Origin of the sequence: Streptomyces sp. NPDC007945, from assembly GCF_042958885.1 — a bacterium.
Classification (GTDB): domain Bacteria; phylum Actinomycetota; class Actinomycetes; order Streptomycetales; family Streptomycetaceae; genus Streptomyces.
Map to the genome: position 1 here is coordinate 572,134 of NZ_JBIBJV010000001.1, position 25,597 is coordinate 597,730.

Annotated in this window: 30 protein-coding genes; 27 read left to right on the plus strand and 3 right to left on the minus strand. The window is 69.1% G+C overall.

Translation table 11 applies throughout. From position 1 onward, the window contains the following. Positions 1 to 174: 174 nt before the first annotated feature. Together ACFZCF_RS02655 and ACFZCF_RS02660 are read left to right on the plus strand one after the other, a co-directional pair. On the plus strand, positions 175 to 1,284 hold the full coding sequence (locus ACFZCF_RS02655) for a hypothetical protein (RefSeq protein ID WP_391284136.1): 1,110 nt from the start codon (positions 175 to 177) through the stop codon (positions 1,282 to 1,284). Positions 1,285 to 1,994: 710 nt separating this feature from the next. Then, entirely contained in the window at positions 1,995 to 2,660 is a 666-nt protein-coding gene (locus ACFZCF_RS02660; RefSeq protein WP_391284137.1) for a hypothetical protein, read from the plus strand. A gap of 528 nt (positions 2,661 to 3,188) precedes the next feature. On the opposite strand, the gene ACFZCF_RS02665 is transcribed toward ACFZCF_RS02660, so the two are convergent. Beyond that, positions 3,189 to 3,419, minus strand: coding sequence for an e9imm peptide (locus ACFZCF_RS02665; RefSeq protein WP_391284139.1), 231 nt, complete (start codon positions 3,417 to 3,419; stop codon positions 3,189 to 3,191). Then, complete coding sequence (locus ACFZCF_RS02670; protein WP_360606504.1) at positions 3,416 to 3,883, minus strand: NUDIX domain-containing protein; 468 nt, start codon at positions 3,881 to 3,883, stop codon at positions 3,416 to 3,418. Before ACFZCF_RS02670 ends, ACFZCF_RS02665 begins: the two co-directional genes overlap by 4 nt. Before the next feature lie 18 nt (positions 3,884 to 3,901). On the opposite strand from ACFZCF_RS02670, the gene ACFZCF_RS02675 reads away from it, so the two are divergent. The 12 genes from ACFZCF_RS02675 (at position 3,902) to ACFZCF_RS02730 (ending at position 13,252) form a co-directional block, all read left to right on the plus strand. Further along, on the plus strand, positions 3,902 to 4,681 hold the full coding sequence (locus ACFZCF_RS02675) for a UTRA domain-containing protein (RefSeq protein ID WP_391284765.1): 780 nt from the start codon (positions 3,902 to 3,904) through the stop codon (positions 4,679 to 4,681). A gap of 138 nt (positions 4,682 to 4,819) precedes the next feature. After that, positions 4,820 to 5,176, plus strand: a complete 357-nt coding sequence (locus tag ACFZCF_RS02680; RefSeq protein WP_391284141.1) for a hypothetical protein — start codon at positions 4,820 to 4,822, stop codon at positions 5,174 to 5,176. Between the two features lie 2 nt (positions 5,177 to 5,178). After that, a complete protein-coding gene (locus tag ACFZCF_RS02685; RefSeq protein WP_391284143.1) occupies positions 5,179 to 6,534 on the plus strand; it encodes an FtsK/SpoIIIE domain-containing protein in 1,356 nt (451 codons plus the stop codon). 88 nt (positions 6,535 to 6,622) lie between these two features. After that, positions 6,623 to 7,282 carry a DUF2637 domain-containing protein gene (locus ACFZCF_RS02690; RefSeq protein ID WP_391284144.1) on the plus strand — a complete coding sequence of 220 codons (660 nt, stop codon included), beginning with the start codon at positions 6,623 to 6,625 and terminating at the stop codon, positions 7,280 to 7,282. Between the two features lie 17 nt (positions 7,283 to 7,299). Next, positions 7,300 to 7,494 (plus strand): mobile element transfer protein, encoded by a 195-nt coding sequence (locus ACFZCF_RS02695; protein WP_043231506.1) that lies wholly within the window; start codon positions 7,300 to 7,302, stop codon positions 7,492 to 7,494. Between the two features lie 13 nt (positions 7,495 to 7,507). Then, positions 7,508 to 7,666 (plus strand): hypothetical protein, encoded by a 159-nt coding sequence (locus ACFZCF_RS02700; protein WP_107063396.1) that lies wholly within the window; start codon positions 7,508 to 7,510, stop codon positions 7,664 to 7,666. Positions 7,667 to 7,710: 44 nt separating this feature from the next. Further along, positions 7,711 to 8,034, plus strand: coding sequence for a SpdD-like protein (locus tag ACFZCF_RS02705; protein WP_391284147.1), 324 nt, complete (start codon positions 7,711 to 7,713; stop codon positions 8,032 to 8,034). 90 nt (positions 8,035 to 8,124) lie between these two features. Next, a complete protein-coding gene (gene repSA / locus ACFZCF_RS02710; protein WP_391284149.1) occupies positions 8,125 to 9,504 on the plus strand; it encodes a replication initiator protein RepSA in 1,380 nt (459 codons plus the stop codon). Continuing rightward, complete coding sequence (locus ACFZCF_RS02715) at positions 9,501 to 9,710, plus strand: excisionase family DNA-binding protein (protein WP_391284150.1); 210 nt, start codon at positions 9,501 to 9,503, stop codon at positions 9,708 to 9,710. Before repSA ends, ACFZCF_RS02715 begins: the two co-directional genes overlap by 4 nt. Further along, complete coding sequence (locus ACFZCF_RS02720; RefSeq protein ID WP_391284152.1) at positions 9,710 to 10,846, plus strand: tyrosine-type recombinase/integrase; 1,137 nt, start codon at positions 9,710 to 9,712, stop codon at positions 10,844 to 10,846. Before ACFZCF_RS02715 ends, ACFZCF_RS02720 begins: the two co-directional genes overlap by 1 nt. Positions 10,847 to 11,444: 598 nt before the next feature. Next, on the plus strand, positions 11,445 to 12,158 hold the full coding sequence (locus ACFZCF_RS02725) for a GIY-YIG nuclease family protein (RefSeq protein ID WP_391284155.1): 714 nt from the start codon (positions 11,445 to 11,447) through the stop codon (positions 12,156 to 12,158). 317 nt (positions 12,159 to 12,475) lie between these two features. Beyond that, complete coding sequence (locus tag ACFZCF_RS02730) at positions 12,476 to 13,252, plus strand: NUDIX domain-containing protein (protein WP_391284156.1); 777 nt, start codon at positions 12,476 to 12,478, stop codon at positions 13,250 to 13,252. On the opposite strand, the gene ACFZCF_RS02735 is transcribed toward ACFZCF_RS02730, so the two are convergent. Then, positions 13,236 to 14,372, minus strand: coding sequence for an XRE family transcriptional regulator (locus ACFZCF_RS02735; RefSeq protein WP_391284159.1), 1,137 nt, complete (start codon positions 14,370 to 14,372; stop codon positions 13,236 to 13,238). The genes ACFZCF_RS02730 and ACFZCF_RS02735 overlap by 17 nt on opposite strands. A 636-nt stretch (positions 14,373 to 15,008) precedes the next feature. Here ACFZCF_RS02735 and ACFZCF_RS02740 point away from each other — a divergent pair. The 13 genes from ACFZCF_RS02740 (at position 15,009) to ACFZCF_RS02800 (ending at position 25,564) form a co-directional block, all read left to right on the plus strand. Next, positions 15,009 to 15,275 (plus strand): DUF6284 family protein, encoded by a 267-nt coding sequence (locus ACFZCF_RS02740; RefSeq protein ID WP_391284161.1) that lies wholly within the window; start codon positions 15,009 to 15,011, stop codon positions 15,273 to 15,275. Continuing rightward, complete coding sequence (locus tag ACFZCF_RS02745) at positions 15,272 to 15,556, plus strand: hypothetical protein (protein ID WP_391284163.1); 285 nt, start codon at positions 15,272 to 15,274, stop codon at positions 15,554 to 15,556. The genes ACFZCF_RS02740 and ACFZCF_RS02745 overlap by 4 nt, the downstream gene beginning before the upstream one ends. Then, complete coding sequence (locus ACFZCF_RS02750) at positions 15,553 to 16,656, plus strand: hypothetical protein (protein WP_391284165.1); 1,104 nt, start codon at positions 15,553 to 15,555, stop codon at positions 16,654 to 16,656. The genes ACFZCF_RS02745 and ACFZCF_RS02750 overlap by 4 nt, the downstream gene beginning before the upstream one ends. Next, positions 16,653 to 16,988: an RRQRL motif-containing zinc-binding protein gene (locus ACFZCF_RS02755; RefSeq protein ID WP_391284167.1), complete on the plus strand. Its 336-nt coding sequence runs from the start codon at positions 16,653 to 16,655 to the stop codon at positions 16,986 to 16,988. Before ACFZCF_RS02750 ends, ACFZCF_RS02755 begins: the two co-directional genes overlap by 4 nt. 33 nt (positions 16,989 to 17,021) lie before the next feature. Further along, complete coding sequence (locus ACFZCF_RS02760; protein WP_391284169.1) at positions 17,022 to 17,528, plus strand: hypothetical protein; 507 nt, start codon at positions 17,022 to 17,024, stop codon at positions 17,526 to 17,528. A 17-nt stretch (positions 17,529 to 17,545) separates the two neighbouring features. Next, positions 17,546 to 18,127 carry a plasmid transfer protein TraA gene (gene traA, locus ACFZCF_RS02765; RefSeq protein WP_391284171.1) on the plus strand — a complete coding sequence of 194 codons (582 nt, stop codon included), beginning with the start codon at positions 17,546 to 17,548 and terminating at the stop codon, positions 18,125 to 18,127. Positions 18,128 to 18,150: 23 nt separating this feature from the next. Further along, positions 18,151 to 20,214, plus strand: a complete 2,064-nt coding sequence (traB, locus tag ACFZCF_RS02770; protein ID WP_391284173.1) for a plasmid transfer protein TraB — start codon at positions 18,151 to 18,153, stop codon at positions 20,212 to 20,214. Positions 20,215 to 20,396: 182 nt separating this feature from the next. Beyond that, positions 20,397 to 20,903 carry a hypothetical protein gene (locus tag ACFZCF_RS02775; RefSeq protein ID WP_391284175.1) on the plus strand — a complete coding sequence of 169 codons (507 nt, stop codon included), beginning with the start codon at positions 20,397 to 20,399 and terminating at the stop codon, positions 20,901 to 20,903. A gap of 106 nt (positions 20,904 to 21,009) precedes the next feature. Further along, entirely contained in the window at positions 21,010 to 21,741 is a 732-nt protein-coding gene (locus tag ACFZCF_RS02780; protein WP_391284176.1) for a DNA methylase, read from the plus strand. A 20-nt stretch (positions 21,742 to 21,761) separates the two neighbouring features. Continuing rightward, positions 21,762 to 22,661: a bifunctional DNA primase/polymerase gene (locus ACFZCF_RS02785; RefSeq protein WP_391284766.1), complete on the plus strand. Its 900-nt coding sequence runs from the start codon at positions 21,762 to 21,764 to the stop codon at positions 22,659 to 22,661. Between the two features lie 182 nt (positions 22,662 to 22,843). Further along, on the plus strand, positions 22,844 to 24,037 hold the full coding sequence (locus ACFZCF_RS02790; protein WP_391284178.1) for a DUF3631 domain-containing protein: 1,194 nt from the start codon (positions 22,844 to 22,846) through the stop codon (positions 24,035 to 24,037). 181 nt (positions 24,038 to 24,218) lie between these two features. After that, a complete protein-coding gene (locus tag ACFZCF_RS02795; protein ID WP_391284180.1) occupies positions 24,219 to 24,416 on the plus strand; it encodes a helix-turn-helix domain-containing protein in 198 nt (65 codons plus the stop codon). Continuing rightward, a complete protein-coding gene (locus ACFZCF_RS02800) occupies positions 24,416 to 25,564 on the plus strand; it encodes a tyrosine-type recombinase/integrase (protein ID WP_391284181.1) in 1,149 nt (382 codons plus the stop codon). Before ACFZCF_RS02795 ends, ACFZCF_RS02800 begins: the two co-directional genes overlap by 1 nt. The last annotated feature ends 33 nt before the right edge of the window (positions 25,565 to 25,597 follow it).

The window sequence follows — 25,597 nt, forward strand, 5'->3', positions numbered from 1 at the left end:
CCCAGCAATCAAGGCGTTTTCGCAGGTCGGAGGAAGGTGGGGTAGCCGACCTCTCGTCTTCGGGGCCTTCCTCTGGCTTCCCTACGCGATGGTTGTACGAAAGTGTGCATACCGGTGGACTCAAGCCCGCCTCCATGCTTCTATTCGATCAGCGCCGCGTGATCGGAGGCCAGCGTGAAGCAGTCAACACGTGTGCTGAGGCGGAAGGCTCTTGCCTCGCTTAGGAGGATGACGGTCGCCTTCAACGCCATTGACGACGACGGTCGCATCTCAGCCGTCTTGCTAAGCCTCCAGCATTCCTTCGAGATGCTCCTGAAGGCGGCACTAGTTCACAATGATGTGCCGGTCTTCGATAAGAGCCTTGGGCGGTCGATTGGGTTTGAAAGGTGTCTGCAACTATCTCGCCAGGAACCGAACATTAAGGTGACGGACGCAGAAGCGGGAACATTGCGCGCCATCGATGCGCTCCGAGACGATGAGCAACATTGGTTCAACTCCGTGAGCGAACCAATCTTGTTCGTTCACGCTCGCGCTGGCGTCACGCTTTTCGATGACCTCCTAAACCGCGTTTTTGGGGAGCGGCTCGCGGATAGTCTCCCGCTCCGCGTCCTTCCCATCTCTACCGAACCCCCAGTGGGGCTCGATATCCTTATTGACCAAGAGTTCACTCAGATCCAGGAACTCTTGCAACCAGGGCGACGGGCAAGAAACGAGGTCCGAGCAAGGATTCGAACGCTTCTGGCAATCGAAGGGCACACTTCCGAAGAGAGCCTTGTCAGCGAGAAAGACGTGGACCGAGTCGAGAAAGGAATCTCTCAAGGAAAGCCTAGGGATGCAGTTTTTCCAGCTCTTGAGAAAATTGCCACAGAATTCTCCGGTGAGGGCCCGACCCTGACTGTCCGCTTCGACAAAAAGGGGCCGCCAGTAAAGTTCGCGGGTGGCGACTCGGACGCTGCAGCAATTCGCGAAATTGACCTTCAGAAGAAATTTCATTGGTCACCCACAGATCTGGCCAAAAAGCTGGGAATTTCCCCTCCGAAATCCCTTGCCTTGCGTCAGCATCTGGCGATCGATGAGGATGCAAAATGCTTCTACGTGTTCGAGATGGGCTCACAAAAGCATCCGCGGTTCTCGGATAACGCACTCAAGCTAATGAGGGATTCTATGAGAATCCTCGATATGGACGAGGTGTGGGAGTCCCACAAGCCGGTCGGGAGAGGAAAGGCTCCTCGACAGTGCCGAGTGGAGGGATGTGCGCAGGGCAAAGGGGGGCAACCTTCTTAGCCGATTATGCATCCCGCGCCCGGCGGCACGTAGCCGCCTTCAGGAGGCATCGTACCTACTGAATCCGTTTTCCCCGAAGGTTCGACAAGGGGATTTCAGGATTCCTATCGATCAGCGTTAATGCAGTTGCGTAGCGGCAGGGGGCCGCAGGCGAGGGGGAATTTTCGATGCCGACGGTGGGAGGCGGCAGCGGTCGCGGGCAGGCTGACTTCAGCAGCAGGACGCGACGAATCCTAGCTCAGCGTGCGGCCTTTCGCTGTTCAAACCCGAGATGCCGTGCGCTCACGGTCGGGCCAGGTACTGGAGCGGAAGATATCGCGGACACGGGCACAGCTGCTCACATCTTTGCCGCTGCGGAACGAGGGCCCAGAGGGGCCGGCGGCCTAACCGCGGCAGAGCGATCTCATATCTCGAATGGAATTTGGCTATGCGCGAACTGCGGCCGTTTGGTTGATGCTAGTGCGGGAGATGCGTTTTCTGCATCGCTACTCCGGAGCTGGAAAGATCTGCACGAACACCGAACCCGCCTGGAGCAGGGTGGACAATCTCAACCATTTGGCTGGGTCCAAAACCTTGAGGTTGTCAACCACTACATCTTACGGCCTGGCCTGCTCCGGCTTTCAAAGCTGAACCTCCTCTTCGGAATGAATAATTCAGGCAAGACAAAGCTTTTGCATCTTCTTCGATCTCTCAGTTCACCACATCTACTGATGCAGAATCCGGCGGATCTTTCGTGCTCCATTACTTGGTTCGATCCGGAACTCCGGAAGGCTCTAGTGGATGTTCGGGGTCAGCGGCTAGAATACCGGGTCGACGACCAGAGGGTGGCGCTACCTCCTCGCCCGTATAGGGTTCTATCGTTCGGCGCCGAGGTCTACGGAAGATACTCTTTCCGTTTAAAACCATCATCGATCACAGGGATATCGGAGTTCCTCGGCGTCGATCACTGGACCGCACGGACTGTAATCGAAAAAATGCCAGTTCTGCTGCCCGAAGTAATCTCTAATGTTGCCTTCTACGGGGACGACATTAAGGTTTCTTATCGGGAAGGAGCGTTCGGGGGGAGGGAACTTGGGAAGATAGCCGTGTGGTTCTATGCACTAGCTGTCTTCGCGGAACTGCAAGCACGGGTAGAGCCGACAATCCTTGTGTTGGACGAGCCGTTCGTCCACCTACACGCCGTAGCGCAACGGTATGTTTTGGAACTGTTCGAGTCGGCAACGTGGACTTTCCAGGTCATCCTGGCTGAGCACAGTCTGATCGCCTACGAGCGTCGGCATCATGGCTGGAGTGCCGCAGTGCTTGTACCGGACGGGGAGCACCAGTCCCGAATCTCCCAAGAGGATGTTGACCTAGAACGCGTCGGACGCGGCTGAAAAGTACGCGGAGAAGGCCCCGCGGCAGTCGCTAGCTGGCTGCGGACGGGCGCGATGCAGTGACGCCGTCTCGCGCTCCCAGCTCGCCACAGCCCCTCAACTCCCATCCCGTCTGCCGTCGACCCACACACCGTGGAGCAGGCGCGGTGCCGGGCGTCCAGGTGGAGCGCGCCACTGTACGAACGACCTGGACGCCCGGTGCCGTGTCTGCTCGGCTCTGCCTGGGTCGACGGCAGACGGGATGGGAGTCCCCACCTCCACATCCCACCGGCCGGCACACGCGTACGGTCCCCTCCCATCCCGGAGCCTGAGCGCCCCCGCCGGAGGCATCGTCTTGAGCCGCACTCGCGTACGGCCTCGGCCGCGTCATGGTTCGTCGCCCATCAACCCGAGCTGTCAGGCGTGCGGACGGCGGCCGGGCTGGAGCGGGGCGGAGACAGGAGCGCAGGCCCGGGCGACGGGCCGCGCGCGCCGCGCCGTGCGCGGCGGGTGCCTTGATGAAGTAGGGAAACTCTTACCGCGCTGGCCTCAGAGGGCGATCGGCCTGTAGGCCATGGCTCGGTCGACGACCTTTTCCGGGGCCGGGTGGGGGTCTGAGCTCCAGAAGACGTAGTCGCTGATGTGAGGGCAGGACAGGCCCTGTTGCAGCGCGGTCAGGATCTCGGAGGACTTCTCCTCGGGTGTCTCCGGGTTCATCAGGCGCTCGACCAGGAGGATCGCTTCTTCGCGGGGCATCCGCCGCGGTGGCTGCGTGCTCACTGCTGGGTGATCAGGTGGCGGCCGTCGTGGCTGCGGACGTGGGGGCCCTTGTCGTCCAGGGCGTCGAGGAGACGGATCGCGTAGACCTCGGTCATGCGGGCGGTGATCTCTTCCGGGGTGAGCCATTCGACCGCGGTCGACTCGGCGGAGGTTCGTTCCTCGCCGCCGGCGGGCTTGCAGCGGAAGACCAGGGCGACGACGCCTCGGGTGGTGTTCTTGTAGACGCCGGTCAGCTCTTCTACCTCTACCCGGATGCCCGTCTCCTCCCAGACTTCGCGGGTCACGCCGGCTTCGGGGGACTCCGTGAGTTCGAGGACGCCGCCCGGGAGTTCCCAGGTGCCGTTGTCGGCTCGGCGGATCGCCAGGAGGCGGCCGTCTTCGCGTACGACTGCGCCCGCGACGGACACGGAGTGCAGTGGCGTTGACGTCGTCTTCTGGGCGCTGTTACTCATGTACAGGAGCATAGGAGAGTGAAGAGGACTATGGGTACGACTGCAGGGGGTGGCAGGGCGGTACCCCGGTACGTCCAGATCGCCGAGGAGATCGTGGAGCAGATCCGGGCCGGTGTTCTCAAGCCTGGTGATCTGGTGCCGAGCGAGTCCGAGCTCGTCGAGCGGTATGGCGTCGCCGGCGGGACCATCCGGAAGGCCATGGTCGAGGTGCGGGCCAGTGGGCTCGTGGAGACGCGGCACGGGAAGGGGTCGATCGTGAAGGACCGGCCGCCTGTGCGGCTGCGGTCGTCGGATCGGTTCCGGGCGTCTCATCGGCGGGGTGGGAAGGCTGCTTATCTGGCTGAGTCGGCCCAGTCCGGGGCCACGGCCAAGGTGAGCGTGCTGTTCATCGGGCCCATGGAGGCTTCCGAGGAGATCGCCCAGCGGTTGGGGGTCGAGCCCGGGGCTCAGGTCCTGGCCCGGCGGCGGCTGTACTTCCGGAACGGGACGCCTGTCGAGACCGCCTCGTCGTACCTGCCGTGGGACGTCGTGAAGGACATCCCCGAGCTGTTCTCCGAGAATCCCGGGCCCGGCGGGATCTACGCCCGACTTGAGGACGACGGGCACGTCTTCGAGGAGTTCGTGGAGACGCTCCAGGCTCGGCCGGCGTCGAAGGCCGAAGCGTCCGAGCTAGCGTTGAGTCCTGGTGCTCCTGTCGTTCACCTGCTGCGGAACGCCGTCACCAAGACCGGGCGGGTGGTCGAGGTCTGCGACACCCTCATGGCCGCTGACCAGTTCGTCTTCGAGTACCGGATCCCCGCCGCCGACTGACACGCGGTCAACTCCTCCCAGCCCGCTTGGACTTCTTCGTCCAGGCGGGTTGACTCATGTATAGGAGTGATGCACTCTTCTTCATGTCACTCATATACATGAGTGGAGGAGTTCAAGACTTCTAGAGGAGTGATCTTCGTGCGTCAGATTCCCGTCGACACCTCCGCCGCCACCGTGATGGTGGCCCAGCCCCCGCAGCCCAAGGTGAAGGACCGCCGTACCGGCGAGCGCGCCATGGACACCGAGACTGGGGCCGCGCTGTCGACCGTGGACGTCATGTTCGCGGCCAACGGCGAGGTGGAGATCCTGAGCGTGACCGTCCCGGAGTCCGGTGTCTCCGCCGACCTGACCATGGGGACCCCCGTGGCGATCACGGGGCTCGTCGCCCGGCCGTGGGAGAGCGAGTTCAACGGGCAGCGTCGGCACGGCATCGCCTTCCGGGCCGTGGCCGTCACCTCGCTCGCCGCCGGCGCCTCGATGCCGAAGGCCGCCTGATCATGCGGTGGTTGATCGCCGCCATGGTGCTGGTCGCCGTCCTCGCGGGTCTCCTGCGGTGGCGGCGGCCCGCCTGGTACTGGCTCTCCTTCGGCGTCACGTTCGCCACGTGCCGGGTCCTCGGCCGGTACCGGGCGGTCATGGACGCCTGCGGGCTCACCGTTCCGCCGCCCCGCTGGCGTCTCGCCATCGCCCGGATGGCGAACCGACCCGCCCCCGAACCGCGGGCTCCTCGCATCCTGCGCCTCCGGCCCACCCGTACCGGGCTCGTCTTACGGCTGGGGCTCCGGCCCGGACAGGATGCCTTCGACGTGGCGGCCTCGTGCGACCGGCTCCGGCACTCGTTCGGCATGTTCGGGGTCACCTCGCGGGAGATCCGCTCCGGCGTGGTCGAACTCCGGATGACCGGGTACGACGTGCTGCGGCGGGTTCAGATGCCGTCGCGGGCCGAACGCTCGACCATGCGGGTGCCGGTCGCCCTCCGCGAGGACGGGGACGTCCATTACCGCGACTACCGGACCACCCCGCACGCCCTTACCGTCGGCGCCACCAAGTCGGGGAAGTCGGTCTACCAACGGAACCTGGTTGCCGAACTCGCCTCTCAGGAAGTCGCTTTGGTGGGGATCGACTGCAAGCAGGGGGTGGAGCTGTTCCCTCTGGCCCGGCGGTTCTCCGCGCTGGCCGACAACCCCGACACCGCCGCCGACCTGCTCGATGCCCTCATCTCGCACATGGAGGACGTCTACCAGCTCATCCGCGCCGAACAGCGCATCACCGCCGACACCCCGGACGCCGACATCGCCGCCGACATCTGGGACCTCCCCGACCACCTCCGCCCCGTTCCCATCGTCCTCCTCGTGGACGAGGTCGCCGAACTCGCGCTCTTCGCCACGAAGGACGAGGAGAAGCGGCGCGACCGGATCATCACCGCCCTCGCCCGGCTCGCCCAGCTCGGCCGCGCCGCCGGCATCTACCTGGAGATCTGCGGACAGCGCTTCGGATCCGAACTCGGCAAGGGCATCACCATGCTCCGCGCCCAGCTCAGCGTCCGTACCGCCCACCGCGTCAACGACGAGACCAGCGCCAACATGGCCTTCGGTGACATCGCGCCGGACGCCGTCCTCGCCACCGTCCAGATTCCCGTCTCCGCTCCCGGCCTCGCCATCACCGGCGACGCGTCCGGCGGCTGGTCCCGCATCCGGACGCCCCACACCTCGCTCCGCGCCGCGGTGGACGCCTGCAACAAGCACGCCCATCTCACCCCGGACCTGCCCGCGCTCGACGCGTTCCGGCCGGTCCTCGCCTCGCCCGCCGTGCCCGTGGCCATTCCGGCCCCGGCGGCCCCGGCCACTCCCTGAGGCTCCCCGCTCCCCTGGCCGGCGCGGCCTCCTCGCGCCACGTCCCTACCCCCGCCATGCCCGAAACACCCACCAAGGAGATGCCGTCATGACCAGCAAGCTCCGCGTCGACGCCGTGCTGGTCCAAGCCCTGATCGCAGGTGCGCTGTCCTTCGCCCACCTGCACGACCTGGCCGCCGCTGCCGGGCAGACCGGATGGAAGGCGTGGGCCTACCCCGTCTCCGTCGACCTCCTCCTGGTCGCCGCCTGGCGCCGGCTCCGCGCGGACGGCTCGTCCCGGCTCGCCTGGTGCTGGTTCCTGGTCTCGCTCTTCGCCTCGCTCGGCGCCAACGTCGCCACCGCCGGCTTCCTCGACCTCGCCGACCCTCCCGCCTGGCTGCGCTTCGGCGTCGCCGGATGGCCCGCGGTCGCCTTCCTCGGAGGAACGCTCCTCGCCCACTCCGCGCCTGCCCCTGCCCCGGCCGTCGAGCCGGAGCCTGCGGAGCCGGAGTACGTACCCGAGCCGGAGTACAGCGGAGATGCCGAGCCCGTGACTCAGCCGGAGACCGAGCCGGTCGACGTGTCCGCCCTTCCCGCCCCAGCACCCGAGCCTGCTCCCGCCGTCCCGGCCGCGCTCGTCGAGCACGCCCGCAAGGTCGCCGCCGACCACCACACCCGTACCGGCGCCCCCATCGACACCGACACCCTCCGCGCCCGCCTCGGCGTCCCCGCGCCCATGGCCAGCGCCATCGCCGCCCAACTCGCCTGAACCGGAAGGAGAACGGCATGTCCGCCCGCGACCACTTCCACTCCCTGATGCGCATCGGCCCCGTGCAGATCGGCACCCACCGCGACCGCCACGGCCGCACCAAGTACGCGGCCGTCTGCACCGCCGACCGCTGCGGCTGGTCCGCCGACTACTCCAGCTCCTCGGCCGCCCAGCTCGCCGCCCGCACCCACCGCTGCCGCCCCACCGACTGAACGGAGACCGTCCGTGGACGTCCCGCTCTGGTTCACCCTCCTCGTCGTCGGCGCCCTCGGCATCAAGCTGATCCGCCCGCCCTGGTGGCTCGTCGCCGTGCTCCTCCTCGGCGGCTTCCTCCTCGCCGACAGCCTCCTGGCCCCCGTCATCGACGCCGCCGTCTCCGAGTGACCCGACCCGTACGGATCCGCCCCGCCCGGAAAGGAGAACCACCCATGCTCCGCCCCAAGATCCCCACCATGCCGACCCCGGTCGGCGTCACCGCCCCGCCCGCCGTCGTCCAGCCGACCGCCGTCGAGCCCGTGTCGCAGACCATGCCCCCGGCCGCGGCTCCGGTCGGCCCGACCGCCCGGCCCACCGTCCAGATCACCCCCGGCAGCGTCCTCGCCGTCGTCGGCGCCGGCACCGCTGTGGTCCTGGTCGTCGGCACGGTCCTGGTCTCAATGCTGCTCGCGACCGCCGTCACCGCCGCCTCGGTCGCCGTCTGCGCGGTCGTCGTCCGCTCGCTGCTCACGTCCCCGAACAAGCGCCGCCGCTAACCGGCCCCCGGGCGGCCTCGATACCGCCAAGCATCCGCCGCCCGGGAGCCGTACCCCTCGCCGATCTCTCGACCGGAAGGAAGACCCATCATGGCCCAGCCCAACGCCGCGACCGCGGCGGGCCTGGACCCGGCCACCCTGCACGACATCCTCCGCGTGGCCGCGAACCCCGACTTCGACCGCTGGAAGGACCAGGTGCACCGCACCGGCGGCTGCTCCGACCCCGTCCACCTCACCGGCTGGTCCCTCGCCAAGGACCGGACCTCCGGCGAGACCCTCCGCCGCTACTCGACGGAGACCGAACCCGGCGGACGCCTCCGCGTCGCCTGCGGCAACCGCCGGGCCTCCCGCTGTCCCTCCTGCGCGCACACGTACGCCGGGGACACGTACCACCTGATCCGCGCCGGCCTCGCCGGTGACGAGTCCAAGGACATCCCCGCGACCGTCCGCGACCACCCCCGCGTGTTCGCGACGCTCACCGCCCCGTCCTTCGGGCCCGTCCACAACCGACCCGACCGGGGCACCTGCCGCTGCGGCGTCCGGCACCGGGACGACGACCCCGCCCTGGGCACGGCCCTCGACCCCGACTCGTACGACTACGCCGGCGCCGTCCTCTTCAACAACCACGCCGGACAGCTCTGGCAGCGCTTCACCAACCGACTCCGCCGCGAACTGGCCGCCCGCGCCGGGCTCACGCAGCGCGCCATGAAGGACGTCCTGCGGGTCTCGTACGGGAAGGTCGCCGAGTTCCAGAAGCGCGGCGCCATCCACTTCCACGCCGTCATCAGGCTCGACGGACCGGACGGGCCCGCCAGTGCGCCGCCCTCCTGGGCCACCGTGCCGCTGCTGGACGACGCGATCCGGGCCGCCGCCGTCCACGCGTACACCACCGTCACCGTCCCGGCCGCAGGGGATCAGCCGCGCCGGCTCTTCCAGTGGGGGCGTCAGCTCGACATCCGTCCGGTCAAGGCGTTCGGGGACGGCTCCGACATCACCGAACAGGCCGTGGCCGCGTACGTCGCCAAGTACGCCACCAAGGCCGCAGAGACCACCGGCAGCCTCGACCGCCGGATCGGCAACCGGGAGGTACTCGACCTCCTCGACGTCCCCGACCACCCCCGCCGCCTCATCGAAGCCTGCCTGAACCTGGCCCCGTTCTACCCGGACCGGAAGCTCACCGCCTGGGCCCACATGCTCGGCTTCCGCGGCCACTTCTCCACCAAGTCGCGCCACTACTCGACCACCCTCGGCGCCCTCCGCCAGATCCGCGCCGACTACCGCGCGGCCCAGGACGGCCACGCCGACCCGAGCACCGTGCTCGTCCTCGCCTCCTGGCAGTACGCGGGCCACGGCCACTCCCCCGGCGAGGCCGCCCTCGCCGCCACGATCGCCCGAGACATCCACCTCAACCGCCAGACCGCCCGCGCCGCCCTGCGGGACCAACTCGCCTTGGAGGGAGCAAGCGCATGACCGACCGACTGCTGACCGTGGTACAGGCCGCCGAACTCCTCGGCACCACTGAGAGGTTCCCGCGCCGGCTCATCGCCGAGCGCCGGATCGCCTTCGTCAAGGTGGGACGGCATGTTCGCATCCCCGAGCGGGCCTTGGAGGAATTCGTCGCTGTCCACACCGTCCAGCCGATCACCACTCATCGCCGATTTGCGGCGGTGGCCTGATGGCGAACACCAAAGGCAAGCGCCGCCGCTTCGGTGCCGTGCGAAAGCTGCCCTCAGGTCGTTTCCAGGCCCGTTACCAGGGGCCGGACGGGCTGACTCGATCCGCGCCCGAGACGTTCGCTTCGCATACCGATGCCGATCGCTGGCTCGTCCGCAAGGAAGCGGAGATCATCGACGGCAAGTGGAAGAACCCTGACGACAAGGTTCTCTTCGGGGTCTACGCGGACGCCTGGTTCAAGGAACGCGACTACGCGGCCACCACCCGCGAACGCAATGGCAGTGCGCTTCGCCTCCACATCCTGCCGACCTTCGCAGACGTGGTCCTGAGCGAGATCACCACACCGCAGATCCGCCGCTGGCGTGCCGGCCTCCTGGAGTCGGGTGTCGGTGAGCCGACGGTCGCCAAGGCGTACCAGATCCTCCGCGCCATCCTGAACACCGCGGTCGACGACGAGCTGATCCAGCGCAATCCCTGCCGCATCAAGGGCGCTGGAGCGGCCAAGACCGCTGAGCGGCCCTTCCTCGACGTCACCGAGGTCTTCCAGCTCGCCGACGCCGTCCCGGCGCGCTTCCGGTTGTTCATCCTGCTGGCGGCCTTCACCGGTCTCCGCTTCGGAGAGCTCGCCGCGCTTCAGCGCCATGATGTCGACCTCGACCGGCGGACCGTCGCCGTGCGGCGTTCTCTGGCGGAGACCCGGACAGACGGCATTCTGATCAAGACCCCCAAGAGCGCGGCCGGTGTGCGGACCGTCGCCTTTCCGGCCTCGCTGGCGGAGAGCCTGGCCACTCATCTCGCCGTCTACGCCGAGCCGGGTCGCACCGGGCTGGTGTTCACCGGAGCCCGCGGCGGGCAACTGCGCCGGAACAACTTCCGCCGGCTGTGGCTGCGAGCGCTGAAGGACACCGGCCTCCGCGACGTCCACTTCCACGATCTGCGCCACACCGGGAACACCCTCGCCGCCACCGGGGGCGCCACGACGCGGGAGCTGATGCAACGGATGGGGCACTCGTCGGTGCGGGCCGCGCTGATCTATCAGCACCTGGTGAATGGGCGTGACCACGCCATCGCCGCCCACGTCGACGAGCAGATCAAGAAGGTCCGGCCGGACGGGCCCGGCAACGCATCTGGCACGTAACTGGCACGACGCCCCTCCCCCACCTCCCCGGCCCGGGGAATGAACAAGGCCCAGGCTCCCGGTTCAGTACCGGTGACCTGGGCCTTCGTCGTTCAACCTGCTGGTGGGCGCGGACGGTTTCGAACCGCCGACATCTGCTTTGTAAGTTCGCCCAGCCGCGCCGCCGGCCTCGCGGTCGTACATGAAGTCACGCCAACCGGGGTGTCATCGAGCCCCCCGTGAGCTCCCGAGTACATCGACGTTGCCGTCACAGACTGCCGTCAGGCCCATGCGGGGAGAACCGAGCCTCACTACGCCGCACGCTAGGGGCCGTCGCTGGACACCTGCATGCCGAGGCCCTGGGGTGACGTCCCGTAGTCACAAGCCAACCAACCACCAGCATAGCTAGAATTGACTACTCGTCAGGCTAGCTTGTGGTGGGGTGACTTCCACCCGCTCGTGACCTGCGTTCTAGCCGTCATGGTTAGTCGTTGTCGGTCGACGTCGGGCCCCCTCGCACGGCCCCCAGACGGCCCGGGGGCTCGGGTCGATCGAGCCCTGCTGAGGTGGGCGCGGTCACCCATCGCCGCCTGTCAGCCCCTGCTGCTACAACATGGCCATGACTGACGCCCCTGAGCAGGCAGCTGGATACGTCTATATCCTCGTGAACTCCTCGGTCCCGGACCTGGTCAAAATTGGATTGACCAGAGGGACTTCTAGGGTGCGCGCAAGCGACCTCTCGCGTCATACAGGAGTTCCAACCCCTTTCGTGGTCGCTTATGACGAACTGGTCGCCGATTGCGTGGAGGTCGAGCGACGCCTCCATGAGAAGTTTTCACACCAACGAGTCAACGGCCGTAGGGAGTTCTTTCACGTTACAGCCAAAGAGGCGATTGACGCTCTCCAGAAGATTGCACGCTTCTCCCCTTTCCTGGAGGACGAGGAAGTTACCAGGATTAATGTACTGCCAGCCTTCGATGCACGGTGTAGGCGCTGGCTAAGGCGAGAGGTGGTGGGGCTCAGCTACCTTCAAACAGCTACGACCTGCGCGCTTGAGACGGTGCTTCAGAAAGAATTCAGGTCAAGCGATCTGAAGGTCGATCGAGTAGATCTCGATTTTATCTCTAACACCGACGACCTAACCTTCGACCCGGGGCGGGATCCAGAGGAAAACGCGCGCATCCTGCTCGAAATGGATAGCTATTCACTCATAATGTGCTTCGATTTCATCGAGCATGATGTTGCTATGTGGATTCAAGAAGAATATGGTCAACATGGCCACATTCCTTTCATTTCTCGGCAGCCTAGCTATGAATGGCGTGGCGGGGCGTGATTGAGGTCATCATGATGCTTTTGGGTGGAGTCTGGTTCAGTTTCAGTGGGTATAGTCCGTAGTGCTCCGACGCGCCGGGAAGCCTGCGCTTCTGCCTGTGACGCGCGACGCTTGAACCTGGCCTTTAAGGCTCGTGCTGGGGGGGCTGCCTACAGAACCCCAAGCAACCACCCCCAACGGCCTCGTAGCTGCCTCTTGCAACCAGCATCAAGAAGCGAGCGATCAACGGACGAAAGGTTCACATGGTCGAGTCATCCGTTCTGCTCCCCGGATACGCTGGCTGTCACCAGCCGACGATCCGGGAGTGTGCGCCGAGGATGGGACCCAAGACGCAGAGGGTCTACGAGACGATCCGTTCGTGGATCGAGTCCGGGCGCTACGGCCCCGGCGACAAGCTGCCGTCCGAGCGCGCGCTGAGTGCGGAGCTGGAGATCGGCCGCACCGCGCTGCGTCAGGTTCTCGCCCGTCTATCGAACGAGCACTTCATCAAGGCTCACGACCGCAGCTCCTACCGGGTTCTCGGTGGCGAGAGCGTTCCGACGCCGGCGGAGCTGGAGCCGTGGAAGATCCATGGCTCCCGCCACGTCTACGAGAACCCGTGGGTGAACCTGGACTTGGTCGACGTCGAGCCCCCCGGCGTCGAGCGCTTCGAGCACCACGTCGTCCGCCTCTTCCGTGTGGCGATCACGGCCGTGATCGACGACCAGGACCGCGTCCTCATGTTGTGGCGGTACCGCTTCGTGCCGCAGCAGTGGGGCTGGGAGCTGCCTGGTGGCATCGTGGATGCGGGCGAGGATGCGGCCACTACGGCGGCCCGCGAGACCGAGGAAGAGACGGGATGGCGCCCCGGCCCCGTCGAGCACGTCGTGAGCTACCAGCCGATGATCGGGATGGTCGACTCGCCGCATGAGGTCTTCGTGGCCCGTGGCGCCGAGAAGGTCGGCGAGCCGACCGACGCCGAGGAGGCCGGGGAGATCGCCTGGATCCCTCTCGACGACATCCCGCGCCTGATGACCGAAGGCAAGCTCATGGGCTCCGGCACGCTCGTCGCCCTGCTCCACATCCTCGCGTCTCGGTCTAGAGGCGCCCGGTAAGAAGCTCCACCCGCCGGCGGTACCGCACGGACCCCGTGCGGTTCGCCAGCAACCGGGCCTTCTGGAGATGCTTCCGCGCTTCGTCCACCTCGCCGCGGGCGAGGTGCGCCTGGGTGAGGTCGCAGTGGATCCCGGAGTTCGCGCGGACGAAGGTCCCATCGGCACTGCGGAGCGATGCGTACAGCTCCTCCATCGCTGAGACGTCGCCGAGCTTGACCAGGACGTTCCCCCGCCACCGCGACAGGTGGCCGGTGTCGAGGAAGATGCTCAGCATGTCGGCGTCGCGAACCTCCCCATCGTCCGGCAGAAGGTTGGTCGCCCGGTCAAGAGCCGCCCGCGCTGCTGCCTCCATCTCGGGGCCGCCAGCGGCAGCGCACAGCTCGGCCTCAGCCGCCGCGAGCCACGCCCGTAGCCGGGGCGACTGACGCTCGGGGTCGGTGCGCTGGGCGTCGCGTACCAGCTCGACCGCCAACTGGGGCCTACCGGCGTCCGCGAGTACGTACGCCTGCTCGCCCATGGCGTGTGCCAGGTACAGCGGGGACTCGGCATCCTGCGCGGCCTTCTTGGCGAGTTCGTACCGCCGCCAAGCCCGATCCACGGCGCCGGCGTCCAGCGCCTGCCAGGCGGCGAGGGTGGACGCCCCGGCGAGGGCGGTCGCGATGGGCCGTCGCGCGCCCGGCAGCACCGCGAAGGTCAACGCCTCCTCCATCGCTGCCAGGTGGCCGTTCATCTGGTCTACCAGGCCGGTGGCGCCCATCTGGCGGTCCATGGTCCGGAGTAGCTCGGTCTGAGCCAGGAACGACGGGACCATGGACTGGCTCAGGCTGCCAGCAGCGTCAATCCGACTCAGCAGGTCCGCGTAGCCGTCCGCCTGAGTCTCCGGCGCCTCCAGCTCTCCCCGCAGCTCAACGTCTGTGGCGCCGAGGAGGGGCCGCAAGATCGCGGCGTAGCGCTCCGTGATAGCGCGCCGCCCGTTCTCCCACTCTGAGACATAGGTCTTGAGGCTCGCTGCCGAAGCGGTGTCGAGCAGCTTCTGCTCCGCGTACCGCCGCATCTCATGAATCAGCCGGTCCTGCGACCACCCTCGCGCGGTCCGAATCGCCTTTAACCCCGTAGCCACGCCGCCTCCGTAAAGCCGCAGGTGAGAGCTGGTTAACACCCTTGAGGTTAACCCCAGTTGGCTACCGATACCCCCACCTTGAGCCGTTCTCTGGAAGAGCACACCGACACGCAACCCGAACCAAGGGATTGCATCTGGTGCGCACCAGATGTCAATCTATTGGCGCGCACCAGATGGGCCGCAAAGGCCCTGACGGCGCGTGCCTAAGGGGCCCGGGACAGAGCGGGCCGAGGGTCCCGGGCCCTTGTCATCCCGGAGGGCGAGACCGAAAGGTCACCGTCTCGCATGCCTCAAAGGGAGCCCGTGTTCCCCAAGGCGAGACCTCAGCAACACCCGCACTACCTGCACATGTCCGACCACCTTCGGGGGTTGATGTGTACCGACGAAGACTCTGGGCGCCACTCCCGCTGGACCGGCGGAGTGGCCGTGCCCACCGCGTCATCTGACCACCGTGGCCGCTCGGCGGCTGCGGCTGGCTGCCTCCTCCGCCCGTCCGGCCCTCTTCGCCGGGGTGCCGTACGGGCGGGGTTGAGGGGAGCCGGTTGGTTCCAAACGGCGAGAGGCCCCGGAGCGGCAACTCCGGGGCCTCGGTTCGGGCCGTTCCTACCCCCTTGGATGAGAAGGGAGCACGACCCAATGAAGTCCATCGCTGCACTTCAGGCCGTTGTTACGGCCGTCCCGTTCGACGGTGAACCGTCGAACGCGGAGCTGGACGCGATCGAGCGGGAGATGCCGCTGATCGCGGCGGAGCTCGACCTGCTCGACGTCGAGATCTGGATGCTGGACCGTCCGGCCACGGTGCTGGACGAGCGGCGGATCCGCCGGGCCCGCAACCGGGTCCTGGACGAGCGCCGCAACCTCACGAACCGCGCTGCCCTGGGACAGACGGGAGGCGCGGCATGAGCCGGCTGACCGACCTCCCGGGTGAGGTCACCTCCCTGGTGGCCGCGATCGTGGAAGCCCTGGACCTCCCGCTGCCCTCGATCGAGGACGGCGACGAGGCCAAGCACTACTGGGTGCTGGAGAAGCGGGCGCAGGACGTGACCATCGGCCTGTCGATGCTGCTGAAGTTCGCCGACGAGATGCCCATCGCAGAGGCCGCCCTCTACGTCCGGGAGTGGACGAAGCAGCACCCCGCCACCTACACCCCCTTCGACATCACGAGCGCGGAGGGAGAGCGGTGAGCGCCGCCGAGAGGGAGCTGGGGACGCTTCAGCGGGTGGTGCTGGGGGCGGCGTTCGTGCCGATGCTGGTCACGGGCGGCGCCGGCGGGTACGGCACCTACACCAACATCAAGGCCGCCTACGGCTCCGGCACCGCCGTCGGCGCGGTCGCGGCCGGCGAGGGCGCCACCGCCGTCCTCGCCATCGTCCTCCTCGGACTGACCCTGCTGGGGCAGTCCTCGCCGCGGGTGATCCGGGCGGGGCTGTGGGCTCTTCCCGCAGCCGCGGCGGCCATGTCCGCCACCGCCGCCACCACCCTCGGCGAAATGGTGATCTACGCCCTCACCCCCATGGGCATGACCGCCTCCGCCGAGGGCGCCGCGTTCCTGGCCCGCCGCATCGTCGTCTACCGCGACGGACGGGACGCCGAGGCCGAAGCCCACGCGGCGGATCTGGTGCAGGCGATCGCCTACCAGCGGGCCATGTCCGAGCGGCACCCCGACCCGAAGGTCCGCAAGAAGGCCGAGCTGGCGTACTGGAAGCTCGGCAAGAAGGTCGGGGCCGGGGACATCGCCCTGGGCACCCGGCTGGTCGACGTTCAGCGCGACCGCGTCACGGCCGGCGCGGACGCGGCCCTGGCCGACATGTTCACTGTCACGCGGGCCGTGACGCCCCCCGTCACGGCCGAGCCGATCGAAGCCCCCAAGCGGCCCGTGCTCGAAGCACCGGCCCCGGCCCGTGACGGCGAGGACACGCAGGTCACGGCCGAAGAAACCACGTCCGGCACGGCAGGCGTCACGCCCGTGACGCCCTCGCCCGTGACGCCCGTGACGGCCCCCGTCGCGGGCCCGGCCGAGGAGCCGACGGCGGAGCTGGTGGAGCCGCCCGTGACGCTGGCGGAGGTCGCGGTCGTCACGGGTGTGACGGTCCCCGAACCGTCCGTGCCGCTCACCGATGAGCAGTTGATCGTGGTGCTGCGCTACCTGCGGTACTCCGTCGATCCGCCGCTGTCCTACCGGCAGGCCGCCGCCGCGTTCCGCGAGCAGGGCTTCGTCGGCGCGGAGTCCCGGATCCGCACCGCCTGGGGTGCCCTGATGTCCCAGGAAGAGACCACCGGATGACCGCCCTGCCCGTTTACCGGTGGCGTCTGGCGCCGGAGGGGTTGGCGACGTTCCGGCAGCTTCGGGCACTGGGGCTGCGGCCCGGCGGTCAGCCGGTCGTGGCCCAGCTCGAACGGTCCCGCCGCCGGCGCGGCCCGCTGGTCGCATACCTGTACCGGATCGACCTGGCCCGGCCGGTGCGTCCGATGACCCCGGCCAAGCGGGCCGCGCTCGCCAAGGCGAACGCGGCCCGCCGCGTCTGCCCCGAGTGCGGGCGGGATGCCGGATACCGCATCCCGCCCTCGCTGGGCATGTGCGTCCCCTGCGCGGACGCCCCCGCTCACGCGGCCTGACCTGTGCTTCTTCCGACCACCAGGGAGTTTCCCGTGGCTCGTCGTTCTCGTTCCCGCACGGTGCAGGTGCCCCCGGGTGCCACCACCGTCCGCATCCCCACTCAGCGCGGCGCCAAGGGTGCCCCGCCGGTGTTCGTCGTCGTCTCCGAGTCCCGCCCGTCTCTGTCGTCCCGGCTTGCCCGCGCGCTGGGCGGTTGGGCCTGGCGCCACCGCGCGGCCTGGGCCCCGACCGGCTACGCGGTCCTCGGCTACGTCCTTACGGCCGTGGTCCACCTGATCGCCCCGTGGATGGTCTACATCCTTGCCCCCGCCGCGTTCGTCCCGCCGCTGGCCCTGTATGGGATCCAGGCCAAGGACCCGGACCGGATCAAGGAGCGTCCGGGCCGCTTCCTGACCGCCGCCGCTCTGGCCGCACTCGCCATCGGCTGGACGGCCGTGACCGTCCACTACGGCCCCCTCACTGTCCCGCTGGCCTGGGTGTGGGTGGGGCTGACGGTCGCGGTGCAGGTGTTCTGGCTCGTCGTCCGCCGCTCGAAGTGACCTGAGGAGACCCCGTCATGGCCCAGATCCCGAACCCCAACGCCCGCCGCACCACCCGCACGACCCGGACCAACAACACCCGCGCCAACAGCAACAACGGCGGCGGGAACAAGTCCAACAAGTTCGCCAACGCCGGCGCCGCCGTCGGCGGGTTCGTCGGCGCGATGGGCGGCAGCTTCGTCCCCCCGGTCAACGTCAGCGTCAACCGCACCACCGTCAACGGCGGCGCCCGCCGCCCGCACTCCCAGGCCCTGATGCCGGAACCGGACTTCTCCTCACCCGCGCAGGTCCGCGCCTACTGCAACCACCTGCGCGCCACCGCCGTCGCCCTGTCCATCGAGGTCGCGATGGGCGCGGAGATCCTCAAGTCCGTCCTCGCGGCCGTGCCGGACCCCGAGGGCCGCATCGGAGGCTCCCGGGTCCGCGCGGCGAAGGTCGCCCGGAAGTTGCAGAAGTCGGCCGACGAGCTGCGCAACGCCGCGAAGCTCGCCGCCGCGACCTACGCCACGTTCCAGCAGGAGTACCAGGAAGAGATCAACCGGGTCCGTCACCACGCCCGGCCCCGCGCCCAGCAGCGCATGAACTGGGTCCAGCAGTAACCGAGTTGGAGGGAGGTCCGGTGATGGCCGGACGCAAGAACACGACCATAGACGTCCTCGACCCCGACCCCGGCGGCGGCTCCACGGGCGGCACGATCACGGCCTACCTGCTCCACCGGGCCAAGCCCCACCTGCCGCCCTGGCTCGGCGTCGCCGGCACCGGCCTCGCCGGGGCCCTGGGCAATCTGCGGTGGGCCGACAGCGCCGCCGCCGGCGCCGGCCTCACCCTCGCCTCCGTCGCCCTGACCGGGGCGACCTGGTGGATCGGCCGCAACACCACCCAGCAGCGCCGCCTGCACTCCGCGATCACGGTCGCGGCCGGGTCGGCGTGGCTTACCGGCGCCTGCCTCGCCGGGCCGACCGCCGGGCCGCTGGACGACCTGTTCCTCATGGGCGGTCCGGTGGTCGCGCTGTCGTGGAACGTGCGCATGGTCATGCGCCGCACCGACGGCCCGGCCGCCGGCGGCGGGGACAAGGGGCTGCTGGAGAAGGTCGGCCTGGCCCGGGCGGCGATCGGGGCGACGAAGGTGGAGCCGAACCGGGTCACCGCACAGGTCGCGCTGGAGCCGGGCGAGCAGACCACCGACGACGTCTCGAAGGTGCTGCCCAGGCTCGCCTCGGCGCTGGACCTGCCGACGACGGCGCTGCGGTTCCAGCCCGACCCGGACTCCGCCCGTCGGGGTGAGCTGGTCATCGTCCCCGAGGACATGCTCGGCGAGGTCGTCGAGTACGACGGCCCGTCCCAGCTCGGCGGCTCGATCGCGGACCCGCTGGTCATCGGCCGGTACGACGACGGCTCCCCACTGGTTCTCTGGCTTCCCGGCGACCCGGAGCAGGAGCGCAACGCGAGTCACGTGCTCGTCGCCGGCGGCACCGGGTCGGGCAAGGGCGACGCAGCCCTGAACGTCATGACGGAGATCGTCTCCCGCACCGACGTCAACGTGTGGCTGTCCGACCCCAAGGCGTTCCAGGACTTCCGCCCCCTCCTCCCGGCCCTGGACTGGGCCGAGGAAGCAGGCTCCGGCACCGAGGCCATGGTCGAAGCGCTCCAGGCCGTCATCCCGGCCCGCACCCGCTGGCTGGGGGCCCACCGCTACCGGCAGTGGCTCCCGGCCGCCGCCCAGCGGCAGACCGACCCCGCCCACTCCTGCCGGACCGACGGCAGCACGTGCGGCTGCGAGGGCATGGCGTTCCTGGTCGCCTGGTTCGAGGAGGCCGCCAACACCCTGCGCAACCTCGGCGACGACGCGTTCACCGGCATCGCGCAGGAGGCCCGCTCCGCCGGCGTCTCCCTGGTCGTCTCCCTCCAGCGCCCCAGCTACGACCAGATGAGCACCAGCACCCGCGCCTCCCTGTCCTCGGTGATCGCGCTCGGCTGCGACCCCCGCGACGAAGGGTTCTCCCTCCCGGAGCGGGTCCTGGACGCCGGCGCCCACCCCGGCGCGTGGGGCAACCGGCGCCCCGGCTACTGCTACGTGGTCGCTCCGGGCATCCCCGAGGACCGCCACGCCGCACCCGGGCGGACCCGACAGTTCACCACCCGCTCCGTCGACGTGATGGAGCAGCTCGCGGACTGGGCCGCCGCGAATGGTGCCCCCGTCGACGCGGTCACGGTGAAGGCCGCTCAGGCGACCGTCGGCAACGCCTACACCCACCGCACCCGCCACACCCCCGACGGCCCGCCCGCCACCGGGTCCACCGCCCCGCAGCTCCAGTTGGTGGAGACCGAGGAGGACGAGGAGATGGCCGAGGGTATGTGGCTCGACGCGGAGGACGACGGCATCGATCCCGACGCCGAACTCCCCGACCCCCAGGACGGCGACGACGCCCCCCTCTTCGGCACCGAGCCCGGCCGCAAGCCCAAGGGCAAGGAGGCCCGGGACCTGCTCGACCAGGCGCTGGTCGCCTTCGAGGAGGCCGGACAGATGGTCGTCGGTCCGAAGGACTTCGCCGACTGGTGCAAGGCCAACAACCTCAGCCGCCCGTGGGTCTCCGGCGCCCTCCGGGACGCCGCACTGGAGGGCCGCCTGGAGCCCACCGCCCAGACCGGCCGGTGGCGGATCGTCCCCGTCCTCGCCGCCGCCTGACACCCGTCCTGACACCTGACACCGTCAGGGGCCCGTGACACCCAAACCCTTAGGCGGGAGCGGGTGTCACGCGCCCTGACACCCCCGCCTGACACCCCCTGACACCCGCCGTGACAGCCGGCACCCGGGCCCGTGACACCCCGAGTCACGGGCCCCACCCACACCCCGAGAAGGGCCCTCCCATGCCCGACCACACCCACACCCCGGCACCCGTCATCCACCACCCCGTCCCCCTCCACCCCGCCGCGCACGGCACCGTCGTCCCCGCCGCGCCGGCCGGGCTTCCGGCGGTCACGTCCGTGCAGCTTCCCGACGGGCGGATCGTCACCGGCTACACCCTCACCCCCACCCCAACCGCCCCCGCCCGCCCGGCGGGGTCGGTTCCGGCGTGGGCCAAGACGACCGCGCTTCTCGCCCCGACCGTCGGCGGCGGGGTCGCCGCCGGCGGCATCGGACTCTCCTACGCCGCCCCGGGACTCATCGCCATGAGCCACGCCCTGTGGTCCGCCGCCGCCCTCCTCGTCGCCACCGTCATCGCCGTCCCCATCGCCCTGCGCACCGCCCACCGCGCCCTCACCGGCAACCACGGCAGGGGTGGGGGCTCGGTGCGGACGACCACCCACATCACCCAGAACATCACCGCCACCGGCCTGTTCGGCCGCGCCAACGGCACCCTCAACCACCGCTGAAGAGCCGTCGAACGCTTCCTGACACGCCGAGGGCGGCCCCGCATCTCGCCAAAGAACGGGCCGCCCTCGTCCACCAGCACCTTTCACAGAACTGGAGACCTCCAGCATGACCCATCGCATCCCCATCCTGCGAGCACACGGCCGCACCCGGCCGCTGCTGCTCGACCTGTACTCCTGCGCCGGCGGCGCGGGCACCGGCTACCACCAGGCCGGGTTCGACGTCCTAGGCGTCGACATCCGCCCCCGCCCCAACTACCCCTTCACCTTCGTCCAGGCCGACGCCCTGACCTTCCTGGCCGACCTCATCACTACCGGGGAGATCGAGCGGTTCGCGTTCGTCCACTCCTCCCCGCCCTGCCAGGCCGGATGCGCGCTGACCGTGGGCACCAACCGGGCCATGGGCTGGGGCGGTACCCACGTCGACCTGGTCGCCCCCTCGCGGCGGCTGCTGGAGGCCTCCGGCCTGCCGTACGTCATCGAGCAGCCCAACGGGCGAGCGGAGATCCGCAAAGATCTCACCCTGTGCGGCGAGATGTTCGGACTCGGCGTGCTGCGACACCGCAACTTCGAACTCGGCCGCTGGAGCGTCACCCGGCCCGCGCACCCCAGGCACCGGGGCCGGGTCCGCGGGTGGCGGCACGGGGAGTTCTTCGACGGCCCGTACGTGGCCGCGTACGGCAACGGCGGCGGCAAGCCCACCGTCGCCGAGCTTCAGGCCGCCATGGGCATCGACTGGACGAACGTCCGTGAGGAACTGACCGAGGCCATCCCCCCGGCCTACTCCCGCTGGATCGGCGCCGCGTTCCTCGCCCGCACCCGGGTGGAGGAGGCGGCGTGAGCGACTTGCCGTCCATCGACATGCCGGGCCTGGGCCTGCTCGCTCACGCGATGGCCGCCGCCGAACGCGGCTGGCACGTCTTCCCCCTCCGCCCCCGCGACAAGCGGCCCGCCGGCCACGGCGAGCGCAACTGCCCCGGCACCGGCCGGTGCGCCACCGGGCACCGGACCCCGGAACAGCGGGCCACCACCGACCCCGACCTGCTCGTCGCCGCCTGGACCCACGCCCCGTACAACGTGGGCATCGCCACCGGCCCGTCCGGCCTGCTCGTCGTCGACCTCGACATGCTCAAAGCGGACGACGAGGAGGAAACGCCTGACGGCGTCGCCAACTTCGAAGCGCTCTGCGAGCGCGCCGGACACGCCGTCCCCCTCACCCACCGCGTCCGGACCGCACGCGGCGGCCAACACCTGTACTTCACCCAGCCGCCCGGCGCCCGGCTCGGCAACACCGCCGGACGGCTCGCCCGGCACGTCGACACCCGGGGATGGGGCGGCTACGTCGTCGCCCCCGGCAGCAGCACCCCCGACGGAACGTACGAGCTGCTTGACAGCCGCCCGCCCGTCGCACTGCCCGACTGGCTGCACACCGCGCTCACCGCCCGGCCCAAGCCGGTACAGGCGCCGCCGGTTCCTTTGACCGTCCAGAGTTCCCGGTACGCGGCAGCCGCACTGCGCGGCGAGGTCGCCAACGTCGCTACCGCCGGGGATGGGACGCGCAACGCCACACTGCTGCGGGCCGCGCGGGCCTTGGGGCGGCTGGTCGCGTCCGGCGACCTCACCCGCCTGGAGGTCGAGCAGGCTCTTAGTAGCGCGGCGGCGGGGAACGCCACCGAGTCGCAGCGCTACTACGACGACGTGATCAGGCGGGGCCTGGACTGGTCCATCACCCACAACGCCGGCGGACGCAGGGCGGCATGAACCAGACCGCCCCCTCTAAGAGCCATCCCGCCCACCACGCTCCCGCAGCCGCCGAACAGACGCTGCCGGCCGAGGCCGTGGGCGCCGAAAAGGTCATCGCCATCGGCGTCCTTTCAAGCCCTGACCCGCACCCGACAGACCACCCCGACCACACCCCCGCCCCTGCACGGAGGGACACCCGCATGCCCGAGCCCATCGACGGCGCCGCCCTGCTCGACGAGGTGGAGGCGTTCCACCGGCGGTTCAACGTCTTCCCCCGCGAAGGCGCCTACGTCGCCGTCGCGCTCTGGGACGCCCACGCCCACCTCCTCGACGCCTTCGACTCCACCCCCAGGATCGCGTTCCTCTCCCCGGAGCCCGGCTCCGGCAAGTCCCGCGCCCTGGAGGTCATCGAGACCCTGGTGCCGAACAAGCTCGCCGCCGTGGACGCCTCCCCGGCCGCCCTCTTCCGCTCCGTGTCCGGAGTCGACGGCGAGCGTCCCACGATCATCTTCGACGAGATCGACACCGTCTTCGGCCCCAAGGCCGGGGAGAACGAACAGCTCCGCGGCTTCCTCAACGCTGGCCACCGGCGCGGCCGGAAGATGTATCGGTGCATCGGAGACGGCGCCAACCAGACCGTGGTCGGCTTCCCCTCCTACTGCGCCGTCGCCATGGCCGGACTCGGCAACCTCCCCGACACCATCACCACCCGCTCCGTCATCATCCGCATGCGCCGCCGGGCCAGGAACGAGCAGGTGGAGCCGTTCCGCGAGCGGATCCACGAGCCCGAGGGCAACAAGATCCGCGACCGGCTCGCGCAGTGGGCCGACCAGATCCGCGAGGACATCGCCGGACGCTGGCCCGAGATGCCCGACGGCATCACCGACCGCCCCGCCGATGTCTGGGAACCCCTCCTCGCCGTCGCCGACGCCGCCGGGGGCGACTGGCCCAAGCGGGCCCGCGAGGCGTGCGTCGAACTCGTCGCCGCCGCCCGCGCCAACGACAGGGGCTCTATCGGCATCCAGCTCCTGACCGACCTGCGTGACCACGTCATGGCCGGGATCGACCGGATGCCGACCGTCGCCATCCTCGACCGGCTCAACGCCCTGGAGGAGGCGCCCTGGTCCGACATGGGCGGCCGGCCGCTCGACTCCCGGGGCCTGTCCAAGATGCTCGGCGAGTACATGACCGGCGACAACACCCCCATCAAGGCCCGCAACATCAAGACCGCCGGATCCGTCCTCAAGGGCTACTACGCGGCCGACCTCCACGACGCCTGGACCCGCTACTGCCCCCCTCCCCTCCTGAGGGCCGCTACTTCCGCTACCTCCGCTACCCCGCAGGTCAGCGAGCCGGAAACGGTAGCGGAAGCCCTCTTCACGTCCGCTACCTAGCCGCTACCCGCTACCGGCCCCACACGCTCCCACACCGGGGCCGGTAGCGGACTTATCCGCTACCGCTACCCCATCCGCTACCTCCGATCATGCCCCTGACCAGGGCAGTAGCGGAGGTAGCGGAAGTAGCGGACCTGACAGGAAGGGGCCGAAGAGGCCCCGCTCGCCGAGGAGACACACCTTGACGACCAAGATCCCGACCAGCCACACCGCCGTGACCGTGCCCGAGGTCATGGCCGCCCTGAAGTACAGCCGCAGCAAGGTCTACGACCTCATTCGCTCCCGCACCCTTCCCAGCTACACCGAGGGGCGCTGCCGCCGGATCCCGCTCGACGCACTCCGCACCTACATGGACAACCGCTTGGAGGAAGCCGCCTGATGGCACGCAAAAGGAACCCGAACGGCGCCGGCAGCATCTGGCAGCGCAAGGACGGGCGTTACGAGGCCCGCGTGTACGTCCCCCAGCCCGACGGCACCCGGAAGAGGAAGACGGTGTACGGGGCCACGTGGGAGGAGTGCGACGCCAAGCGGCAGGAGCTCGTCCGGCGGGACCGCCAGGGCATCCCGACCCCGACCCGCTCGGCCAAGCTCTCCGAGTGGCTGCCGTACTGGTTGGAGCAGTTCGTCAAGGACGACCGCAAGAAGACGACGTACGCGAAGTACGAGACCCACGTCCGCCTGTACCTGGTCCCCAACCTCGGAACGAAGCGCCTGGAGACCCTGGGGGCGGCCGACGTACGCCGCATGCTCGCCGCCGTCTCGACCCAGGCGTCTCCGGCCACGGCCAAGGAGTCCCACCGGGTCCTGCGCAGCGCGCTGAGCGCCGCCTGCCGGGAGGAACTCATCAGCCGAAACGTGGTCAAGCTCGTACCGGCCCCGCGAGTGGAGCAGCGGGAGCTGAAGCCGTGGGACCTGGAGCAGACGACGACCTTCCTGGAGGCAGCGAGGGGGGACGCGCTGTACGCCGCGTTCGTCCTCGCCGTCGCCCTCGGGCTGCGCCGCGGGGAGGTGCTCGGACTGCGCTGGTCGGACATCGATCTGGAGCGCCGCACCCTCACCGTGCGGAACCAGATCCAGCGGGTGCAGAACGAGCTGTACGCGGACTCCACGAAGAATCGCCGGAGCCGCGTCATCCCACTCCCCCTCATGTGCGTGCCGCCGCTGCGCTGGCAGCGTCTCCGGCAGGCCGCGCAGCGGGACGCGGCAGGGCAGGACTGGCAGGACAGTGACTACGTCTTCACGACACGCACAGGCCGCACGGTCGAGCCGATGAACCTCAGCCGCTCGTTCCAGCGCGTCGCGGAGGCGGCTGGACTCCCCCGGATCCGGCTGCACGACGCCCGGCACGGGTGCGCGACGCTCCTGTTTGCCGCAGGGGTGCCGGCGCGGGTCGTCATGGAGATCCTGGGGCACTCGCAGATCGCCGTCACTATGAATATCTACACCCATGTCTCCGATAACCGCCGGAGAGAGGCGATGGGACACATGGACCGGTTGCTCCGTAGAACTCCCCAGAAGCGAGCGTAGGCGAGAGGGCTGGCAGCCGGGCACTGCCAGCCC

Bases quoted from the DNA above. Each gene is read 5' to 3' on its own strand.
- ACFZCF_RS02705 (WP_391284147.1), top strand. From the start codon at position 7,711: ATGCTCCGCCCCAAGATCCCCACCATGCCGACCCCGGTCGGCGTCACC.
- ACFZCF_RS02780 (WP_391284176.1), top strand. From the start codon at position 21,010: ATGACCCATCGCATCCCCATCCTGCGAGCACACGGCCGCACCCGGCCG.
- ACFZCF_RS02730 (WP_391284156.1), top strand. From the start codon at position 12,476: ATGGGACCCAAGACGCAGAGGGTCTACGAGACGATCCGTTCGTGGATC.
- ACFZCF_RS02695 (WP_043231506.1), top strand. From the start codon at position 7,300: ATGTCCGCCCGCGACCACTTCCACTCCCTGATGCGCATCGGCCCCGTG.
- ACFZCF_RS02715 (WP_391284150.1), top strand. From the start codon at position 9,501: ATGACCGACCGACTGCTGACCGTGGTACAGGCCGCCGAACTCCTCGGC.
- ACFZCF_RS02720 (WP_391284152.1), top strand. From the start codon at position 9,710: ATGGCGAACACCAAAGGCAAGCGCCGCCGCTTCGGTGCCGTGCGAAAG.
- ACFZCF_RS02685 (WP_391284143.1), top strand. From the start codon at position 5,179: ATGCGGTGGTTGATCGCCGCCATGGTGCTGGTCGCCGTCCTCGCGGGT.
- traA (WP_391284171.1), top strand. From the start codon at position 17,546: ATGGCCCAGATCCCGAACCCCAACGCCCGCCGCACCACCCGCACGACC.
- ACFZCF_RS02745 (WP_391284163.1), top strand. From the start codon at position 15,272: ATGAGCCGGCTGACCGACCTCCCGGGTGAGGTCACCTCCCTGGTGGCC.
- ACFZCF_RS02660 (WP_391284137.1), top strand. From the start codon at position 1,995: ATGCAGAATCCGGCGGATCTTTCGTGCTCCATTACTTGGTTCGATCCG.
- ACFZCF_RS02740 (WP_391284161.1), top strand. From the start codon at position 15,009: ATGAAGTCCATCGCTGCACTTCAGGCCGTTGTTACGGCCGTCCCGTTC.
- ACFZCF_RS02775 (WP_391284175.1), top strand. From the start codon at position 20,397: ATGCCCGACCACACCCACACCCCGGCACCCGTCATCCACCACCCCGTC.
- ACFZCF_RS02785 (WP_391284766.1), top strand. From the start codon at position 21,762: ATGCCGGGCCTGGGCCTGCTCGCTCACGCGATGGCCGCCGCCGAACGC.
- traB (WP_391284173.1), top strand. From the start codon at position 18,151: ATGGCCGGACGCAAGAACACGACCATAGACGTCCTCGACCCCGACCCC.
- ACFZCF_RS02790 (WP_391284178.1), top strand. From the start codon at position 22,844: ATGCCCGAGCCCATCGACGGCGCCGCCCTGCTCGACGAGGTGGAGGCG.
- ACFZCF_RS02800 (WP_391284181.1), top strand. From the start codon at position 24,416: ATGGCACGCAAAAGGAACCCGAACGGCGCCGGCAGCATCTGGCAGCGC.
- ACFZCF_RS02690 (WP_391284144.1), top strand. From the start codon at position 6,623: ATGACCAGCAAGCTCCGCGTCGACGCCGTGCTGGTCCAAGCCCTGATC.
- ACFZCF_RS02725 (WP_391284155.1), top strand. From the start codon at position 11,445: ATGACTGACGCCCCTGAGCAGGCAGCTGGATACGTCTATATCCTCGTG.
- repSA (WP_391284149.1), top strand. From the start codon at position 8,125: ATGGCCCAGCCCAACGCCGCGACCGCGGCGGGCCTGGACCCGGCCACC.
- ACFZCF_RS02675 (WP_391284765.1), top strand. From the start codon at position 3,902: ATGGGTACGACTGCAGGGGGTGGCAGGGCGGTACCCCGGTACGTCCAG.
- ACFZCF_RS02755 (WP_391284167.1), top strand. From the start codon at position 16,653: ATGACCGCCCTGCCCGTTTACCGGTGGCGTCTGGCGCCGGAGGGGTTG.
- ACFZCF_RS02670 (WP_360606504.1), bottom strand. From the start codon at position 3,883: ATGCTCCTGTACATGAGTAACAGCGCCCAGAAGACGACGTCAACGCCA.